20 protein-coding genes are annotated in these 17,018 nt (G+C 49.2%); 2 read left to right on the forward strand and 18 right to left on the reverse strand.

The window, feature by feature from the left end; genetic code table 11:
* Positions 1-5 precede the first annotated feature (5 nt).
* On the reverse strand, positions 6-1,265 hold the full coding sequence (locus tag G441_RS0110135) for an MATE family efflux transporter (RefSeq protein WP_084407338.1): 1,260 nt from the start codon (positions 1,263-1,265) through the stop codon (positions 6-8).
* A 161-nt stretch (positions 1,266-1,426) separates the two neighbouring features.
* Between G441_RS0110135 and G441_RS0110140 the strand changes: the two genes are divergently transcribed.
* On the forward strand, positions 1,427-2,416 hold the full coding sequence (locus G441_RS0110140; RefSeq protein WP_240485118.1) for a polysaccharide deacetylase family protein: 990 nt from the start codon (positions 1,427-1,429) through the stop codon (positions 2,414-2,416).
* Here the strand turns inward: G441_RS0110140 and G441_RS0110145 are convergent.
* From G441_RS0110145 to G441_RS0110170, 6 genes are read right to left on the reverse strand one after another with little or no spacing between them, the layout of a single operon-like run.
* Complete coding sequence (locus G441_RS0110145) at positions 2,413-3,000, reverse strand: GNAT family N-acetyltransferase (protein ID WP_026376251.1); 588 nt, start codon at positions 2,998-3,000, stop codon at positions 2,413-2,415. The genes G441_RS0110140 and G441_RS0110145 overlap by 4 nt on opposite strands.
* Positions 2,997-3,653, reverse strand: a complete 657-nt coding sequence (locus G441_RS0110150) for an SCO family protein (RefSeq protein ID WP_026376252.1) — start codon at positions 3,651-3,653, stop codon at positions 2,997-2,999. The genes G441_RS0110145 and G441_RS0110150 overlap by 4 nt, the downstream gene beginning before the upstream one ends.
* Entirely contained in the window at positions 3,650-4,567 is a 918-nt protein-coding gene (cyoE, locus tag G441_RS0110155) for a heme o synthase (RefSeq protein ID WP_026376253.1), read from the reverse strand. Before cyoE ends, G441_RS0110150 begins: the two co-directional genes overlap by 4 nt.
* 10 nt (positions 4,568-4,577) lie before the next feature.
* Entirely contained in the window at positions 4,578-5,555 is a 978-nt protein-coding gene (locus G441_RS0110160) for a COX15/CtaA family protein (RefSeq protein ID WP_026376254.1), read from the reverse strand.
* 11 nt (positions 5,556-5,566) lie between these two features.
* The gene (locus G441_RS0110165) at positions 5,567-6,130 is read right to left on the reverse strand and encodes a hypothetical protein (RefSeq protein ID WP_026376255.1); all 564 of its coding nucleotides are present in this window, start codon (positions 6,128-6,130) and stop codon (positions 5,567-5,569) included.
* Entirely contained in the window at positions 6,114-6,881 is a 768-nt protein-coding gene (locus G441_RS0110170; RefSeq protein WP_084407339.1) for an SURF1 family protein, read from the reverse strand. Before G441_RS0110170 ends, G441_RS0110165 begins: the two co-directional genes overlap by 17 nt.
* A gap of 28 nt (positions 6,882-6,909) precedes the next feature.
* On the opposite strand from G441_RS0110170, the gene G441_RS0110175 reads away from it, so the two are divergent.
* The gene (locus G441_RS0110175) at positions 6,910-7,119 is read left to right on the forward strand and encodes a DUF2909 domain-containing protein (RefSeq protein ID WP_026376257.1); all 210 of its coding nucleotides are present in this window, start codon (positions 6,910-6,912) and stop codon (positions 7,117-7,119) included.
* 50 nt (positions 7,120-7,169) lie between these two features.
* Here G441_RS0110175 and G441_RS0110180 read toward each other — a convergent pair whose 3' ends face one another.
* The 11 genes from G441_RS0110180 to G441_RS0110225 all read right to left on the reverse strand — a co-directional run bounded on the left by G441_RS0110180 (position 7,170) and on the right by G441_RS0110225 (position 17,006).
* Complete coding sequence (locus G441_RS0110180; protein ID WP_026376258.1) at positions 7,170-8,051, reverse strand: cytochrome c oxidase subunit 3; 882 nt, start codon at positions 8,049-8,051, stop codon at positions 7,170-7,172.
* Between the two features lie 12 nt (positions 8,052-8,063).
* Positions 8,064-8,645: a cytochrome c oxidase assembly protein gene (locus tag G441_RS0110185; protein WP_026376259.1), complete on the reverse strand. Its 582-nt coding sequence runs from the start codon at positions 8,643-8,645 to the stop codon at positions 8,064-8,066.
* A gap of 9 nt (positions 8,646-8,654) precedes the next feature.
* Positions 8,655-10,268 carry a cytochrome c oxidase subunit I gene (ctaD, locus tag G441_RS0110190; protein WP_026376260.1) on the reverse strand — a complete coding sequence of 538 codons (1,614 nt, stop codon included), beginning with the start codon at positions 10,266-10,268 and terminating at the stop codon, positions 8,655-8,657.
* Between the two features lie 13 nt (positions 10,269-10,281).
* The gene (gene coxB / locus G441_RS0110195) at positions 10,282-11,397 is read right to left on the reverse strand and encodes a cytochrome c oxidase subunit II (protein WP_051275488.1); all 1,116 of its coding nucleotides are present in this window, start codon (positions 11,395-11,397) and stop codon (positions 10,282-10,284) included.
* A 367-nt stretch (positions 11,398-11,764) separates the two neighbouring features.
* Positions 11,765-12,388: a transcriptional repressor LexA gene (lexA, locus tag G441_RS0110200; RefSeq protein WP_026376262.1), complete on the reverse strand. Its 624-nt coding sequence runs from the start codon at positions 12,386-12,388 to the stop codon at positions 11,765-11,767.
* 82 nt (positions 12,389-12,470) lie between these two features.
* Complete coding sequence (locus tag G441_RS19675) at positions 12,471-12,635, reverse strand: hypothetical protein (protein WP_169726071.1); 165 nt, start codon at positions 12,633-12,635, stop codon at positions 12,471-12,473.
* A gap of 92 nt (positions 12,636-12,727) precedes the next feature.
* Positions 12,728-13,966 (reverse strand): ABC transporter permease, encoded by a 1,239-nt coding sequence (locus tag G441_RS0110205; RefSeq protein ID WP_026376263.1) that lies wholly within the window; start codon positions 13,964-13,966, stop codon positions 12,728-12,730.
* 2 nt (positions 13,967-13,968) lie between these two features.
* Positions 13,969-14,667 carry an ABC transporter ATP-binding protein gene (locus G441_RS18420; RefSeq protein ID WP_034474808.1) on the reverse strand — a complete coding sequence of 233 codons (699 nt, stop codon included), beginning with the start codon at positions 14,665-14,667 and terminating at the stop codon, positions 13,969-13,971.
* A gap of 274 nt (positions 14,668-14,941) precedes the next feature.
* Positions 14,942-15,934, reverse strand: a complete 993-nt coding sequence (locus G441_RS0110215; protein WP_026376264.1) for an AgmX/PglI C-terminal domain-containing protein — start codon at positions 15,932-15,934, stop codon at positions 14,942-14,944.
* Complete coding sequence (locus G441_RS18425; protein WP_034474809.1) at positions 15,931-16,446, reverse strand: ExbD/TolR family protein; 516 nt, start codon at positions 16,444-16,446, stop codon at positions 15,931-15,933. Before G441_RS18425 ends, G441_RS0110215 begins: the two co-directional genes overlap by 4 nt.
* Complete coding sequence (locus tag G441_RS0110225; protein ID WP_026376265.1) at positions 16,446-17,006, reverse strand: biopolymer transporter ExbD; 561 nt, start codon at positions 17,004-17,006, stop codon at positions 16,446-16,448. The genes G441_RS18425 and G441_RS0110225 overlap by 1 nt, the downstream gene beginning before the upstream one ends.
* Between the last annotated feature and the right edge of the window lie 12 nt (positions 17,007-17,018).

Below are 17,018 nucleotides of genomic sequence, written 5' to 3' on the forward strand. Positions count from 1 at the left end.
GCTACTTAACCGTAACGTCTATGGAACAGGTAGCCCAGTGACAGTCCGCGTGCCGCGAAAAATGCCAGCAGTGCGGTCCACAAGCCCCAGTTTCCGTAGTGCTGCGCGCTCCACCATACAGGAAAATACACAGCAATAGCGCTGATTATCATAGTATTGCGCATCGACGCTGCGTCTGTTAATCCAACAAAGACGCCATCGTAAAGAAAGCACCAGTGTGCAATGACAGGCAATAACCACACGATAACCAGAAATTGAGAGGCGTGTTGTTGCAACTCAGGTTGGTCTGACAGCAGGACGATAATGGCATCGCCGAACACAAAAAATACCGCACTGTAGGATAGGGCAAACAATCCTGACCACAACAGTCCCAGATAGGTTGCGCGCTGTAGTTGTGAGCGGTCCTGACGTCCTTTTGCTTCACCAACCAGAGCTTCCACGGCGTAGGCAACACCGTCCAAACCTAGCGAAATCAACACAAAGAACTGCATCAGAATGGCATTGGTCGCCGCTGTCATTTCACCGATACGCGCGCCCTGAAACGCCATAAACGCCAGACATAGCTGTAATGCCATATTGCGCAGTAACATATTGCCGTTGATCTTTAGCATATCGCGCAATGAAGACACGCTCAGCCACATCCACAGGCCACTTAATAACAGCCGTTGACGCAGTTTTGGCAACGCGACAAGCATCGCCAAAAAGAGGCCCGTATATTCTGCAATGACGCTGGCTGCCGCTACGCCTTCAACCTGCCAGCCAAACCGATAAACAAATAGAAGATTCAGGGCGGCATTAAGCAGGTTCATAATGATTTGGATGAACATCACCTGTCGGGTCTGTTGCTGACCGACAAGAAAACCAATCAGTGCAAGGTTAATCAGTGCGGCCGGGGCACCCCAAACACGCACCTGAAAGTAATCAGTAACACTTTGTGCCATTAATCCCTGACTGTCAGACAGCGCCAACCCCGCCTTCAACAAAGGGACTTGCAACGCAATGATCATCAGTCCCAGCAGCAGTCCTGCACTGACCCCCTGAACAAACACCTTTGCCGGACCATCGGGGTTATGACCTAGCTGGCCTTTTGCCTGGGCGCTCAGACCGGTGGTTGCCATGCGCAAAAATCCACACAGCCAGTAAAGTTGTGTGAGGATCAACGCGCCAATCGATGCACCGGCTAAAAAATGGCTGTCTCCCATTCTTCCAAGCACAGCGGTGTCTACCAGACCGAGTAGAGGCGTGGTGACATTGGCCAGAATCATCGGCGCAGCCAGGCCGATAATCTTTGTGTGACTGACGTGCGTATTTGCCTTGCTAATGGTAATGTTCCGCCCAAGTACAACAGGGCCAATGTGGGTGAAAGATGGGTAGATTTCAATGCTTTTTGTTCGTATGTCTGTTATTCGCAGGGGCGGTAAGGGCGATGGATAACGCAACAATCCTCCTGTACCACCATGTTGGCAGTGAAACACCGCCTTCCACCACGGTAAGCGTTGAAACATTCAAAACACACCTGGAGTACCTTGATAAACACACCACAGTGCTGCCTTTACAGACCATCATTGAGGCGTTACAAGCTGGCGAGGCACTGCCTGACAATGCCGTTGCGATCACCTTTGATGATGGTTATCGCAACATTTATGAAAACGCGTTTCCCTTATTAAAGCGTTACGACATGCCCTTCACGGTGTTCGTTAACCCGCCAATGATTGACACTTTCAGTTATCAGATGACCTGGGAACAGATGCGTGAGATGCAAAAGCATGGTGCGCAGTTCGCCAATCACACCAATGAGCATCTGCATTTACTTGATCGCCAAAAAGATGAGTCCCACACAGCCTGGCTGAATCGTATCAGACAGGATATCGTCAGCGCCGAGCAGCTATTGCAAGATAAGCTGGGCTACAGCCTTAAGTATCTGGCTTATCCATTTGGGGAATACAATCGGGCCATCCAGCAGCTCGTCAGTGAGCTGGGCTTTATTGGCTTTGCACAGCAGTCAGGTGCCGTTGCCAGCTACAGTGATTTTACGGCCCTGCCAAGATTTCCCGCTGCCGGGATTTATGCCAATCTGAATACACTCAAAAACAAAATACACAGCCTGGCAATGCCGGTAAGCCAATTGCCGTTTGACGACCCTCAGCGTCAGTCGACAGAGTCGCCGGGAAGCTTTTCTTATCTGCTATCTCAGACTGAAGATGTTCGCATTAAACAGACCGGCTGCTATTTCTCGGGTGATAGGCTGGATGTGACAGTAAATGACAATAAAGTCACAGTGCAATTTGACAGCCCGCTGCCGGTGGGACGCTCAAGAGTTAACTGCACTGCACCAAGCGTCAGTCAAGCAGGTCGATTCTATTGGTTTTCACAACCGTTTTTTGTGCCCAGATCCGACGGTAGTTTTCCCGATTAGAGCACATAAATCATGCGTAGATAGCCGTCAGTGCTAGCGCCTCTGATAAACCCGTTCGCTAAATAGAGGCCTATCGCTGGCTGGTTGTTCAGTGCAACATCCAGCACGACGTGGGTTTTGGCAATCTGTCTGGCAAAGGCGATGGCGTCGGCCAGCATGGCGCGGGCAATGCCGTGACCCCGATATTTCATATCCACCGCAAGATGACCTATGCACAATTGATGGGCCTGCGGTGGTGTAAAAAAGCGGGTGCTTTCCCTGCTCCTAAACATTATATTCATCGCCTCCTCGATACCAAAAAAGCGATGTATCGAATCGACTGTGGCACGATCAAAATCTGCCGGCAATTTGTCATGCCAGCGGCAATACACGCCTGCAATATTTGAATCTGAGATGGCTACGATATGATTGGCATAGCCAAACTGACCGTCTGGCTGCGCGAGACTGGATTGCAAAAACTCTCGGGGTTTGACGTCGTCTCCGTGACCAAAAACAAAGGTGAGAATGTCAGGTGCGGAGCACATAATCAGCTCTGCAACGGTTTCTGCGTCACTAGCCTGTGACGGGCGAAGCGATATGTTCAAGGCCCGGCAATAAGAACGGGGAGGTCATGCAAAATCTGCTCTGCGTCGCTGATCGACAACTGCCCAGGCTCATGCTCTGGTTTAAAGCGACCAATGACCTGTCCTTTCGGATTCACCACGACCACTGAAGCGCTATGATCAACCAGATAGTTTGGATTGTCTGTGCTGTCCGCCATGGCGTACATCATGCCCATGCTTCTTACCAGTGGGAACAATTGCGCATGCTCGCCCGACGCGGCAATAAAGTCGGGGTGGAAGAAGTTTATATACTGGTTCAGGCGTTCCGTCGTATCTCGTTTTGGGTCGACTGAAATCAATATAACTTGCAGTGCATCTTTACCGGTTTTCTCGATCAGTTGTGGATAAATGCGCTTTAACTCGGCCAACGTTGTGGGGCAGATATCGGGACAAAATGTGTATCCCACAAACACGATGCTCCATTTGCCAAGCAAATTCTGGTTGGTAAAAGCCTCGCCATCATGATCGGTTAGTTCAAATTCGGATAGTGCCCTGGGCTGTGGGTATGTCTGCAGATAGCGGGTCGACAACGTACGCTGATTGCCTGCAGAAGGAGGCGCTATCACTGTACTGACATATAAGCCAACGCCTAACGCCACGATAGCGATAATGCCTATCAGGGTGTGTTTATTCATAGCGTAAATTTCGCGTAATGATCTACCAGCAATACCACAAACAAAATCATCAGATGCAAAATGGAAAACTTAAACGTCTGCATCGCCGTGTTTTCATCCGGATCAAATTTCAGTTTCCACGCATAGTATAAGAAGCCCATATTCAACAGCGTCGAACCGCACAGGTAAATAAGCCCGGTCATGCCAACCAGATAAGGCATCAGACATATTAACGTCAGCAGGATGGTATACAGCAGCACCGACGTTTTAGTGAATTCGATGCCATGAGTGACTGGCAACATTGGCACTTCAGCCTTTGCGTAATCTTTTTCTCGATGGATAGCCAATGCCCAGAAATGCGGTGGCGTCCAGGTAAATACAATCAATACCAGTAACAGTGCGTATGCATGAACTTCGCCCGTTACCGCGGTCCAGCCAAGCAGCGGCGGCGCCGCACCGGCCAAACCGCCGATCACAATATTCTGCGGTGTGGCACGCTTTAAAAACATGGTGTACACCACGGCATAACCAACCAGACTGGCCAGAGTCAGCATGGCTGTCAGGCGGTTTACCCAGAGTTCCAGGCATACATAGCCAAGTACGGCCAATACAAATGCGAATACTAAGGCCTTTTGCGGTGACACCTTGCCCTTTGGAACCGGACGGTTAAAGGTGCGCGCCATTTTGCTGTCAATACGGCGATCGACAACATGATTAATCACCGCCGCGGAGGAAGACAGCATACCGATACCTGCCAGTCCGGCGGTAAGTACCTGCCAGCTGATCCAGGTATCGCTGGCTAAGCACATGCCGACCAACGCTGTTAATAACAGTAACAGCACCACTTTCGGCTTGGTCATTTCATAATAGTCACGCCACCCTGCTGAAACATGTGTGGTAGCTTTTTGCTGCGAAACTGCAAGTGTTTTACTCACCTTGCCTCTCCTATGTTTTTCGGTACAACGTGTAGGTCAGCATCACCAACACTAATAATAAACACGCGGCAACAGCGTTGTGTGCGACGGCAACGGCAAGTGGCAGGCTATATACCACATTGCTCACACCCAACAGGATTTGCACGCCCAATACGCTTACCATTAACACAGACAATGAGCGCACCAGGCCCGACGCTGCGTTAGAATAAAGTTTGAGTGCTAACCAGCACAAATAGATAAAGGTCACCAACGCACCGAAGCGATGCACTACGTGCATTGTCATTCGTTCGTCGTAGGGGTGGACACCAAATTCATAGTTATCCGCTTCCGGTATACTGAATGCGCCGGAGAAATTAAGGTTCTCTACCCAGTTGCCTTCACAAACCGGTAATTCGGTACACGCCAGCGCAGCATAGTTGGCCGACGTCCATCCACCCAGGGCAATTTGCACGGTCAAAATGCCAATACCAAGCAGCGCAAAATTAGCATATTTACGCATATGTGAGTCGCCGCCGGGGATACGGTAGGGTGTGAGTCGCAAGTACAGCAAGAACAAACAGGACAACACTGAAAATCCACCCAGCAGATGCCCCATGACCACCGCCGGCAATAAATTTAATGTCACTGTCCACATGCCGAGCGCGCCTTGAAACATAACCAGTAACAGCAAAAACAACGGCAGTTTTAATGGTGACTGATAACTGCGTTTAACTACGCTAATAGCAAAAATAATCACAATCAGCAGCCCCAGTGTGGCGGCAAAATAGCGATGGATCATTTCGTTCCAGGCCTTTTCCGCTTCTACGGGTCTGTCCGGAAAAGCTGCGTTGGCGCGTTCGATATGTTCATCGGTTTGCGGGATGGTTAAATGGCCATAGCATCCAGGCCAGTCTGGACAGCCAAGACCCGCGTCCGTCAATCGTGTGTATGCGCCCAGCACAATCACGACCATAGCCAGAATAATGCTCGCAAGCACTAACTTCTTCATGAAACTTTTTCCTAACCGATGCGCGACAGCTTGAGGAGTTTACGCATGTCCGCGAGGATATCGCGACTGTGCAGTACTGCTTCTTGCTGCTCTTGTTGTGTGGCATAACGAAGCACAGCGTTATGCATGGTATCCAGTACGAAAATACCATCCACAGCGCCATCTTTAAACACTTTATTTACAGTTTCATTATCAGACGTTAACACTTTTAGCTGATTGGATTCGGTAAGGCTACTCAATGCATTGACATCGCTGTTTTCCACCATCACCGCTAGCGCTTCAGCACGGTCCATCTCTTTGCCAAGCGCCTGGAATACCTGATTTATGCTGAATAGCGCATTAGCACAGGTCGCTTCACAGTCTTCTGGCACCACATAAAGTAGCCGCCACTTCGGTGGTAATTCTCCGGTCAGAGCAGAGGCATCGATGACAGGGTCTAATAATTCTCCCTTGTTGGTGGCAGCGCGGTTAAACCAGTCATTGTCCAACGCTAATTTGGCGAGAATAACGGGCACAACAAACACAACAATCAATAGGATAAAGCTGAGCTTATTTTTTTTATTTGCTTGAATCATAACGTCTCATTCGGTTTTTTACTGCAAACAGATACACAACTAAACAGGCTATCGCGAGGCCAAACCACTGTAACGCATAGCCAATATGCTTTTCAGCCGGCATGACGACAGGCTGCCACTGGCGTATGAACCCCTCAGGTGACTCATCTGTCAGTTGCATGATAAAAGGCAACACCGGCTCATTCAGTGCCTGTGTAATAAATGAAAGATCGATTTGCTGAATGACCATCGGCCAGGCTCCACCTGGCTGGGCGGTTTCTCGTATAAATGCATTGGTGGACGGGATTGCTGCAATACCTTGCCAAACGACAGGTTCGCTGGCTAACGACACCAATGGCAACGTGTCCCGTCTGCCTGTTCCTTCAATCCAACCTAAGTTAACCAATAGGGTACCCGCGTTTGTCTGCGCAGGTACAAGTACCTCATACCCTATTCTCCCCTTGTGAGTGCGGTTGTCCAAAAATAGTAGTTTAGACGTATCAGGTTTTAAGCTTGCGTAGAAGGGCATATCCCTTATATCGCTATTTTTGACTTTGGCTGCGACGATCTCGACAGACTGCGTGCGCTGACTGGCCATTCGCTGTATATGTGCCTGCCTTGCAGATTTTTGTTCGGCTCGGTCAAGCTGCCACAAGCCCAGTGATGTCAGGATGACAACGCTTATGAAAGCGACTAAGGTTGCAATTATCGGAAAGTGACGAAAACGAGTCGAGGTACCCTGATTCATATTCTGGTTTTTGGTTGGGGACATCTACACGCGCTGTTGTAAGGGGAAAACGTTGTTCGTAAAAATTATCATTGGGTTACTGCTGGTGTTTATGATCTTCAATCTTGGTAAGGCGTTTTTTATCATGATACGCCACGAACCGGGAAAGGAGCCGATGAGTAAATTTATTGGGCGTCGGGTTATGACGTCAGCCCTCATTATCTTGCTCATCTTAATTGCTGTAGCCACCGGGCTTATTGAGCCAAACCCAAGGCCTTATTGATCCCTCCCGTCTGAAAAAAAGAGGCTCAACAGCGTTGAGCCTCCAAACCATCAGAGAATATAAACAAAGATAAACAGCATTACCCACACCACATCGACGAAGTGCCAGTACCAGCTCCCCGCCTGAAATGCGAAATGATTCTCAGGCGTAAAGTGTCCTTTCAATATCCGCAAGAATAGCACCATCAATATGATGGTTCCCAAGGTCACATGCATGCCGTGAAAACCGGTCAACAGAAAGAAGGTGTTGCCATAAACGCCCGATTGCAGTGTTAGTCCCAGATCACGATATGCATGGATGTATTCGTAGACTTGCAGTCCAAGGAACAAACAGCCAAGTAAGATAGTTGCGCCTAACCACATCGTCAGTTTGCTACGCTCATTCTTCTCCAACGAGACATGAGCAAAGTGACAGGTGACGGACGACACCATCAAAATGATCGTGTTGTACAGCGGCAATCCGGCCCAGCCCATTGCTGTTGTAGTCGTGCCATCTGGTGTCGATGTCAGTGGCCACATGGCTTCAAAGGTTGGCCACAACACCTCATTGGTCATAGCATTGTTGCTGGCTCCGCCAAGCCACGGCACGGCAATTGTACGGGCATAAAACAGAGCACCGAAGAATGCGGCGAAGAACATCACCTCAGAAAAAATAAACCAAGCCATGCCCTGTCGGTAGGAGCGGCCTAGCTGATCGCTGTAAAGACCAGACATTGACTCATCAATCTGGTTTTTAAACCAGCCTACCAGCATCACTAGTAGGGTAAGTAGACCGAGACTGAGTACTATGCCACCGCCTTTCCATGTTTCACTAACGGTTTGCATCACAAACAAACCCGCTCCTACTGCTATGAGGAACAGGGCGACCGCGCCAACAATTGGCCAGACGCTTTGTTCGGGTACATAATATTTTTGATATTCTTGCTGGGCCATGGTGTTCTCCTTTTACCTTTGCGTCATGGCTATTTTTTCTGTTTCTGTCGCGTTAGCTGTGACATCAAACAAGGTATATTGGACAGTAAAAAAGCTAATGTCTTCCGGCAGTTGCGGGTCAACATAAAACTGCATTGGCATTAATGCCTCTTCACCAGCTTGTAACGGCTGGTGGTTAAAACAAAAACATTCGGTTTTATTTAAGTAAAGCGCGGCAGTACCTGGTGACACTGAGGGTATCGCCTGACCGATAATGGGCCTTGAAGCAGGATTACGCACATAAAACTCGACCGTATTGAGCTCTCCAGGGTGGACCTCAATGCGCTGCGTTTGCGCCTCAAACTTCCAGGGCATACCGGTGTGCGTACGAGTAAGAAACTCCACGGTCACAGTACGACTGTCATCAACGATGACAGATTCATACACGGCTGCGGTGTTATCTGTCTTACCATTGATGCCGGTAATTTCGCAAAACACGTCATATAACGGAACAAGTGCAAACCCGAAACCGAACATGCCGACAACGATGGTCACCAGTTTGATGACCATCTTGCCGTTCCGATTATCGGGCCGTGTCGCCTGCTTTTCGCTCATCAAAATGGCTTACTTCACAACCGGCGGCGTATCGAACGTATGATAAGGCGCTGGAGATGGGATTTCCCATTCAAGTCCTTCGGCACCTTCCCACACTCGGTCGTCTACAGGCTCACCCTGTTTACGGCTGGCTTTAATCAATACTGCCAGGAAAATGAGTTGTGACAGTCCGAATGCGAACCCACCAATACTGATCCATTTGTTGAAGTCAGCAAACTGCAGCGAGTAATCTGGAATACGGCGTGGCATGCCCGCAAGGCCTACAAAGTGCATTGGGAAGAACAGCAGGTTCACGGAGATAAGTGAACACCAGAAGTGCCATTTCGCCAATGTCACATCAAACATCTTGCCCGTCCATTTTGGTAACCAGTAATACACTGCCGCCATGATGGAGAAGATTGCACCGGTAACCAGTACATAGTGGAAATGGGCAACCACAAAATAGGTATCGTGGTACTGGAAGTCTACGGGCGTAATGGCCAGCATCAAGCCTGAGAAACCACCAATGGTAAACAGAATAATAAAGGCCAGTGCGAACAGCATAGGCACTTCAAAAGTCATCGACCCGCGCCACATGGTAGCGACCCAGTTAAATACTTTCACGCCCGTCGGCACTGATATCAGCATGGTAGCGAACATAAAGAACAGCTCGGCACCAACCGGCATGCCCGTGGTAAACATGTGGTGCGCCCATACGATGAATGACAGCAACGCAATAGATGCGGTGGCGTACACCATGGAAGCGTAGCCAAACAGTTTCTTACGGGAAAACGTTGGAATGATGTGTGAAATGATCCCGAACGCAGGCAGGATCATGATATACACTTCGGGGTGACCGAAGAACCAGAAGATATGCTGGAACAGCACCGGATCGCCACCGCCGGCAGCATCAAAGAAGCTGGTACCAAAGAACTTGTCTGTCAGTACCATGGTGACAGCACCCGCCAACACCGGCATGACCGCTATCAACAAGAATGCAGTTATCAGCCATGTCCACACAAACAGCGGCATTTTCATCCACGTCATGCCAGGAGCCCGCATGTTGAAGATGGTCACGATAACGTTGATCGCGCCCATAATCGACGAGATACCCATAATATGCACAGAGAAAACGAACAGTGCAGTGCTGTCATTGGAATACGTGGTTGATAATGGCGCATAGAATGTCCAGCCAAAGTTAGGTCCACCACCGGGCAGGAATAACGAGCCGATCAGGATCAAAAATGCGAAAGGCAGGATCCAGAAGCTCCAGTTATTCATTCTGGGCAGCGCCATGTCCGGTGCACCAATCATCATCGGTACCAGCCAGTTAGCAAGACCCGTAAACGCAGGCATTACCGCGCCAAAAACCATGATTAAACCATGCACGGTTGTCATCTGGTTAAAGAAATTAGGATCCACGATCTGCAGACCTGGCTGGAACAGCTCAGCTCTGATAACCATGGCCATGGCGCCACCAATCAGGAACATAATAAACGCAAACCACAGGTAGAGCGTGCCTATGTCCTTGTGGTTAGTGGTGAATAACCAGCGTGTTATGCCACTTGGTGCATGGTGAGCGTGGTGATCATCATGGTGGTCGTGTTGCAAATCTTCATTTGCGGTGTCGGTTGCAGTACTCATGTCGCCTACCCCCCTATTGTCCGTTCATAACTGCATAAACGTCTTTAGGCTGCACCACATCACCTGTGTTGTTGCCCCATGCGTTTCGCGTGTAAGTAATAACTGCTGACAGCTCGCTGAGTGACAGCTGCTTGCCGAATGCCTGCATTGCAGTACCCGTACGGCCGTTTATCAAAATATCGATATGTGCTGGCTTGTCTGCTGTAGTAATTGGGCTACCTTTCAGTGCTGGGAATACGCCAGGCAAACCTTCACCATTTGGCATGTGACACGCTGCGCAGTTGGTTTGATATACGCGCTCGCCAGTTGCCATCAAATCTGACATTTCCATATTCATCGACAGTAAGCGCTGCTCCTCTTCACGAGCCTGTTGCTGCAATGCAGCCTGCTGTGCCACCCACTGCTCGAACTCTGCTGGCTCTTTAGCAATGACCACGACTGGCATGTATCCATGGTCTTTACCGCATAGCTCCGCGCACTGTCCACGATATACACCAGGTTCATTAACGACCGTCCAGGCTTCATTTATAAATCCAGGGTTGGCGTCTTTTTTGACCGCAAAATCCGGTACCCACCAGCTATGGATCACGTCATCAGAGGTGATCAGGAAGCGGACTTTCTGGCCTGTCGGAATGACCAATGGTCTATCAACCTCAAGCAGATAGTTTTCGCCCTTGGCGAATTTGTTATTGATTTGCTCACGCTGAGTGGCGAGTAGCGAATAATACTCGACATCGTGATCCATATACTTGTAGTGCCATTTCCACTGTGAGCCGGTAACAAGTACAGACATATCCGGCGCGGTCGTATCTTCCATCGCGATCAGCGTTTTCGCCGCAGGCACTGCCATAAATATGAGGATGATGAAGGGCACAACCGTCCACGCCACTTCAACTTTTACGCTTTCATGGAAGTTTGCAGGCTTATGGCCTTTCGATTTGCGGTGTAGGAACATCGAAATGAACATCACCCCAAACACAATAACGCCAATGACGACGCAAATGGTGAACATCAACATATGCAAGTCATACACCTGTTGACTGATATCAGTAACGCCTTTGGTCAGGTTTAGCTGATAGGGGTCTTTGCTGCTGGCCGTTTCAGCCAACACTGCGTGACTGCTGAGCATTGTCAGCAGTATTGTCAGACTGGTCAGGGTCTTCTTCACTCAACACCTCCGCTGTCTTTTCAAGCCATTTCTCCATAACCAATGTCGCGTAATTTGTTAGCAATCTCGATCATTTGTGAATGGATAGACAGTAATTTGTTATGCACTTGTTAAACAGTGTCTAAGAATTACCCAAAGCGAAATGTTAGTCTAGTCCTTTGTCTGGTTTTTTAATGTTTTTGGTGATTATTTAGTCAATTAAGCCTTAAACAGGCGTTACATTAAATAAATGTTAGCATTCAATGCCTTATCATTTGGCGAAGACATAAAAAAACGGGCCATGTGGCCCGCTCTCCTAATCGTTCGAAAATATCGATGAATTGAGGTGTTACATCCAGTCTGCGTTGCGGATCACGCCCACCGCAATTCCTTCAATATTGAAAGGTTGTGAGGCCAAATCGACCTTAATTGGTGAAAAGTCATCGTTTTCAGCATGAAGTACGACTTCACGCCCTCTTTTCTCAAGCCGTTTTACTGTTACATCTTCATCAACACGAGCAACAACGACCTGGCCATTGTGTACATCTGTAGTGCGGTGCACGGCTAACAGATCGCCATCAAGAATACCGATGTCTTTCATACTCATACCGTTGACCCTGAGCAAAAAGTCAGCGCTGGGATGGAATAGGTTTGGGTCAACCTGATAATGCGCTTCCACGTGCTCTTGCGCCAGAATAGGCTCACCTGCGGCAACGCGACCGATTAACGGTAAACCAAGCTCTTCCTCATGTTCATCTAGGGGTACGTTGAGTTTTATCCCTCTGGACGTACCGGGCAGGATTTCCAGCACACCTTTACGCTGCAAGGCTTTTAAATGCTCTTCCGCGGCGTTGGCCGATTTGAACCCAAGTGTTCGGGCAATCTCTGCGCGAGTGGGTGGCATACCGGTGTCTGCCATAGTGGATTTAATGAGCTCGAGAACTTCTTCTTGTCTGGGAGTTAGTGGACGCATAACCAGCCTGTTTTTCCATACAGTTCCTGGTAGTATATACAGTTATCAAGGAAGTGCAACGACAACTATCAAGCCTTGTTGATTAGCGACACCGCTGCTTTCTATCCAACGCCTGTACTGACATATAGGCCAGAACCGGTAACAATACGACGGACAATAACACTGAGTCAGCAAGAATAGCCGATGCAAGAATGGCCGCTGCCCACAAAATACTTATCTCAACCTTACTACTCAATGCCTTCATCATCTTCTCCAATGGCTCGATCGTTCAGACGTGTTGTCTGTCATATCCTATTGGTAAGCCAGGCCGCGCATTTCTTACAGACTTTTTTAAATAATTTATTTATTGCCTGACAACTGACTGTGCAAAGATGATTTATAGGCTTCCATTGCGGGAAACAATGACGTAATCACAGAGGCTACGAGCACAACACCCATCGCTCCCCATAACTGGGGGGTAAGGATGTTGGTTGTCAAAAACAGACCAAACTCAGCCGCCAGCCAGCCTTTCAAAGTAACTATACCAAGCGCTAACACAACAAGGGCGACAACTACCGCCGCCAGCGTCATCAGCATCGACTCGAGCATAATTAGCAGCATAATTTTTGCTGGCCCCGCTCCGAGCACACGTAACACGGCGATTTCACCTTTACGCTCCCGCATAGACGCAAGCAGCATAGTTGCGAGCCCGAATAATGCTGAAATCAACACTAGTGCCGCAATACTGCGTAGCACGTTTTCCATTGTGCCAACCAGCTGCCACAGCTCAGCAAGGGCCACGCCTGGTAACACGGCCATCAGTCTGTCTTGTGGATAGGTATTAATTTGTTGCTGAAGTCTCAGTGTTGCGAACTTGGATGTCAGGCCCAGAAATACAGCGCTCAGTTTATCAGGCGCTAAAGCAATCGCGTCAGGATCATCATGTAATTGCTCTAGTTGATGAGGCGGCAAATGCATTGCTTCAACACCGCGCAAACTGACATGCACTGTCTTGTCGACTGGCGTACCTGTCGCATTCAGAATCCCACTGACAATAAATGGCGATTGCTCATGTTTATGAAAGCTTGTATGACCAATACCGTGCGCAACTACAAGACTGTCACCGACTTCATAGCCAAGCTGCCTGGCAACATCAGCGCCTATCACCGCCTCAAACACTGTTTCAAATAGTTTTCCATCCCTGAAGCTAAGCCAACGCTTATCGCCGTATTTGAAATGTTCAAAATAAGCAGAGGTCGTGCCTAACACACGAAACCCTCTGTGCGCATCGCCCAATGAAACCGGTATCGCCCATTCTACCAACTCACTATCTGACAGCATTTGATAACTGTCATATTTGATACTGTTTGTCGGCGTACCTATTCTGAATACGGTGTAGAGCAACAAGTTGAGCTGACCACTCGGCGCACCGACGATCAGGTCTGTATCAGAGATCGTGCGGTTAAAGCTGTCTTTTGCCTGCACCCGCACCGTCTCAACAGCAAATAACACCAGCATAGAAATCGTCAGAGATACGAGAGTGAGTAACACGGTTTTTTTGCGGCTAAGCAGGCTTAAACGGGCTAGGGTAAACAACATGTCTAGTGTTCCTCCTGCCCGGTAAGTGCATTGATATCGGTAATAGTCGGAAAGTACGACATCAGGCTCTTATCATGGCTGACAAAAATCAGTGTGGTATTGGTCTGTCTAACCACCTCGGTCAATACCTGCATGAAGGCGTCACGGGCTGAGGCATCCAGCGCAGAGGTCGGTTCATCGACCAATAATATCTCGGGCGAATTGATTAACGATCTGACAATTGCCACGCGCTGCTGCTGTCCAATACTTAACTGATTAACCGGCTTATCCAGCACACTGACGTCCAAACGCAAATTTCTTAATAACTGTTGCGCTTTTTCACGCACCTGAGAAAGGTCCTGCTTGCCAAAATAGGCGGCCAATTGAATGTTTTTAAGTACCGGCAGATAGGGGATAAGGTTGAACGTCTGGAACACCACACCGATATGTCTGGCGCGAAACGCATCTCGCTGCGAGCCACTCATTGTAGTCAAGGATTCTCCCAACAATGATATTTCGCCGGAGGTTGGACTTAATACACCAGATAACAGATTGAGCAGAGTCGACTTACCTGAACCAGAATCTCCATGTAAAAACACAATATCGCCCTGCTCAACTTGCCAGTGCGGAATAGACAGAACATGCCCGTCATTATGCTTACCGCCCTTATAGCGGTGCAGGAGGTGGTGCAGCGTAATGGCTGGGACCGAAGGCGTACTCATACCAGTTTTAACGTTCTCATAAAAAGTGTCATGTCGCGTAAGTAAACGCATTTTACATGGATAAAGATCGGGGAACAGGGTAAGTCACAATAGGAATCGAGTTTCAGATGGTGTTTTGTAGACAGCCGCCTACGCGGCTGTGACATAAATATGCGCAGCTATGACTAAAAGGGAATAAGGCGGCAGTAAAAAAATACCGGCGCCTCTGCCGTCGATGAGAGCGCCGGTGCAAGGACACCAGGTTGTTTTTGCCTGTTATGCCTGGTGCCAGAAATCAATAAGGCAGGAAATTAAATGCGTATTCCAGTTCAGTGGTGGTCACAGTCATAGCGCCGAAGTTGATCATCGCAATGCGTGCCAACAATTTTGATTCCAGTACGGTGTCACCCAGTTCGCTGTCCACCATGACCACGTCCGTCAGACTACCATCCGGCGCAATCACTAGCTTGACCGTGACCTTACCTTCCAGCCCAGGATTAGCACGAAGGGCGCGACGATAGAGTGAATAAACAGCTCCTTTATTGGCATCAAGGACTTTACGAATAGATTCCAGATCGCGATTGCCAATCACCTGATCAGGCTCTTCGATACGCTGAGCAGCCAACGCAGCAACGCCTTCTGTGGGGGCAGAGAATTCTGTGGTGCGTCGCCCTTCTAATTGCCCTCGCGCGCCAAAGTCGGATGACAGGTTAGCAACGGCAATGCCTCCGCTGGTTGAGTCGATGTTTTGCCCAATCAGCTTGCGCTGCGCGGCCGCTGTTGCACCCGCACCTTTGGTCTGCTGAGTATTGGCTAGATTGTTCAGGTTTACCTGCTGACGCAGACTGGCCAGATCATCAGCAAACGCCATAACGCCAGATTTCTTAGCCGTCTCCCTTGCTTTTCGAACCTTTTCCTGTTCACTTCGCTCGGGCTTTTTTTCAACCACAGGTTTGGGCTTTGGCTTCGCCACTTCCGGCTTAACCGGCTCTGGTTTTACTTCCGGCTCAACCGTCTTTACGGGCTCAGGCTTAAGCGGTTCTGGTTCAGGCTCAACAATGGGCGGCGGTGGCGGCGTTTTCGCCTTTATTATCCGGGCCAACTGGAGAGGCAGCGCTTCTTTTTGCTCTCTGGGTTGTTCTGGTAACTGTTGCCATTTCACCCACAGCGCAAAAACACAGGTCAGCACAAGCGCAATCATCGTAATGCGACCAAAGCGCTGGTTTTCTTTTGCGCTGCTGGACCAGGGAAGTTCGCTGATATACGTCGGTGTTGTGGCGATGCTCATGTGCTTGCCTCCGTCACCGTGCCGGCAATATGCTCAACCGCGAGTGAAATGTTGGTATAGCCTGCGCTGGCGCACGTTTGCATAATTTTTTTCAATAGCTGATAAGGAACAGCCTCGTCACCCATAATCGTAATGGCGCGCGGCGCGCTTTTGTCGTCATCGGGTGATGCCGCTTTTCCCGCTTGATAAGTGAGTTCCTGAGCTAAAGAGGCAATATTATCGTCGCTGGTGGCCAGCACATCGGGCACGCTGGCCACCTTTCTGCCTTGCAAAATTAACTCCTGCTGATTGACCATAAGGAGCAATGTCTCCTGCGCGGCAGTATCCGCGCTCGACTCTGGTAGCGTGACTGACTTGTGGTTATCCAGCACCTGCACATCCGAAGCATTTAACATCAGAAAGAACACCAGAATGGTAAAAATGTCCATCAGCGACACCAGACTCAGCTTCGCTGGCTGCTTCATACGCTTATGGTTCCTGGCCATGCGTTTAGCGCGCATCGATTGCTTCATTACTGTCCCTCCCGGCTCGCTGATGCCAACACGCTGGCAGCAGGCGCATCGGCAAGAGCAACATTTGGAAACAGTTCCGCATCGACAACTGACGCGGCCACCACGTCTTTATATGAACGTGTCGCATCCATGACAGAGATGATGGTTTGATAAGGCACATCATCTTCCATCAGCAACGTGATGTCCTGCTTCTCGACGCCTTTAGCGAGCAGGGTTTGTTTAATTTGCTTCAGTACTGCTTGAAGTGACGCATAGTCATGCTGAAGGGAGTCTTGTTCACCAATGACAGGTTCAATTTCGGTGACCAGATACCCCTGCGGGAAATACACAGACAATCCACTGTTGCTGACCAGCAATTCAAGTTGCTCCTGGGCGATTGAGTCGGCGCTGTGCGTATCGCTTAGTCCAGGCAGTTGCAGCTGCACCACCGTAATGCGTGAGAACACCATCATCATTAACAATACCGGCACCAGCACAATCATCAGGTTCATAAACGAGGTGATGTCGAGCTGCGCGTCTTCCTTTGCTGCTCGTATACGTCGTTTGTGTTTGCCAATCATGACAGGCTGCCT

It is taken from the genome of Aestuariibacter salexigens DSM 15300 (assembly GCF_000429145.1).
Taxonomy (GTDB): Bacteria; Pseudomonadota; Gammaproteobacteria; order Enterobacterales; family Alteromonadaceae; genus Aestuariibacter; species Aestuariibacter salexigens.

Coding starts and splice junctions, on each gene's coding strand:
- coxB (WP_051275488.1), bottom strand. CDS start 11,397: ATGCTCAGCAGTCACGCAGTGTTGGCTGAAACGGCCAGCAGCAAAGAC.
- G441_RS0110205 (WP_026376263.1), bottom strand. CDS start 13,966: ATGTTGTTTACCCTAGCCCGTTTAAGCCTGCTTAGCCGCAAAAAAACC.
- G441_RS0110225 (WP_026376265.1), bottom strand. CDS start 17,006: ATGATTGGCAAACACAAACGACGTATACGAGCAGCAAAGGAAGACGCG.
- G441_RS19675 (WP_169726071.1), bottom strand. CDS start 12,635: ATGATGAAGGCATTGAGTAGTAAGGTTGAGATAAGTATTTTGTGGGCA.
- G441_RS0110140 (WP_240485118.1), top strand. CDS start 1,427: ATGGATAACGCAACAATCCTCCTGTACCACCATGTTGGCAGTGAAACA.
- ctaD (WP_026376260.1), bottom strand. CDS start 10,268: ATGAGTACTGCAACCGACACCGCAAATGAAGATTTGCAACACGACCAC.
- G441_RS18425 (WP_034474809.1), bottom strand. CDS start 16,446: ATGAAGCAATCGATGCGCGCTAAACGCATGGCCAGGAACCATAAGCGT.
- G441_RS0110135 (WP_084407338.1), bottom strand. CDS start 1,265: ATGATTCTGGCCAATGTCACCACGCCTCTACTCGGTCTGGTAGACACC.
- G441_RS0110215 (WP_026376264.1), bottom strand. CDS start 15,934: ATGAGCATCGCCACAACACCGACGTATATCAGCGAACTTCCCTGGTCC.
- G441_RS18420 (WP_034474808.1), bottom strand. CDS start 14,667: ATGAGTACGCCTTCGGTCCCAGCCATTACGCTGCACCACCTCCTGCAC.
- G441_RS0110180 (WP_026376258.1), bottom strand. CDS start 8,051: ATGGCCCAGCAAGAATATCAAAAATATTATGTACCCGAACAAAGCGTC.
- lexA (WP_026376262.1), bottom strand. CDS start 12,388: ATGCGTCCACTAACTCCCAGACAAGAAGAAGTTCTCGAGCTCATTAAA.
- G441_RS0110165 (WP_026376255.1), bottom strand. CDS start 6,130: ATGATTCAAGCAAATAAAAAAAATAAGCTCAGCTTTATCCTATTGATT.
- G441_RS0110160 (WP_026376254.1), bottom strand. CDS start 5,555: ATGAAGAAGTTAGTGCTTGCGAGCATTATTCTGGCTATGGTCGTGATT.
- G441_RS0110150 (WP_026376252.1), bottom strand. CDS start 3,653: ATGAATAAACACACCCTGATAGGCATTATCGCTATCGTGGCGTTAGGC.
- G441_RS0110185 (WP_026376259.1), bottom strand. CDS start 8,645: ATGAGCGAAAAGCAGGCGACACGGCCCGATAATCGGAACGGCAAGATG.
- G441_RS0110170 (WP_084407339.1), bottom strand. CDS start 6,881: ATGTCCCCAACCAAAAACCAGAATATGAATCAGGGTACCTCGACTCGT.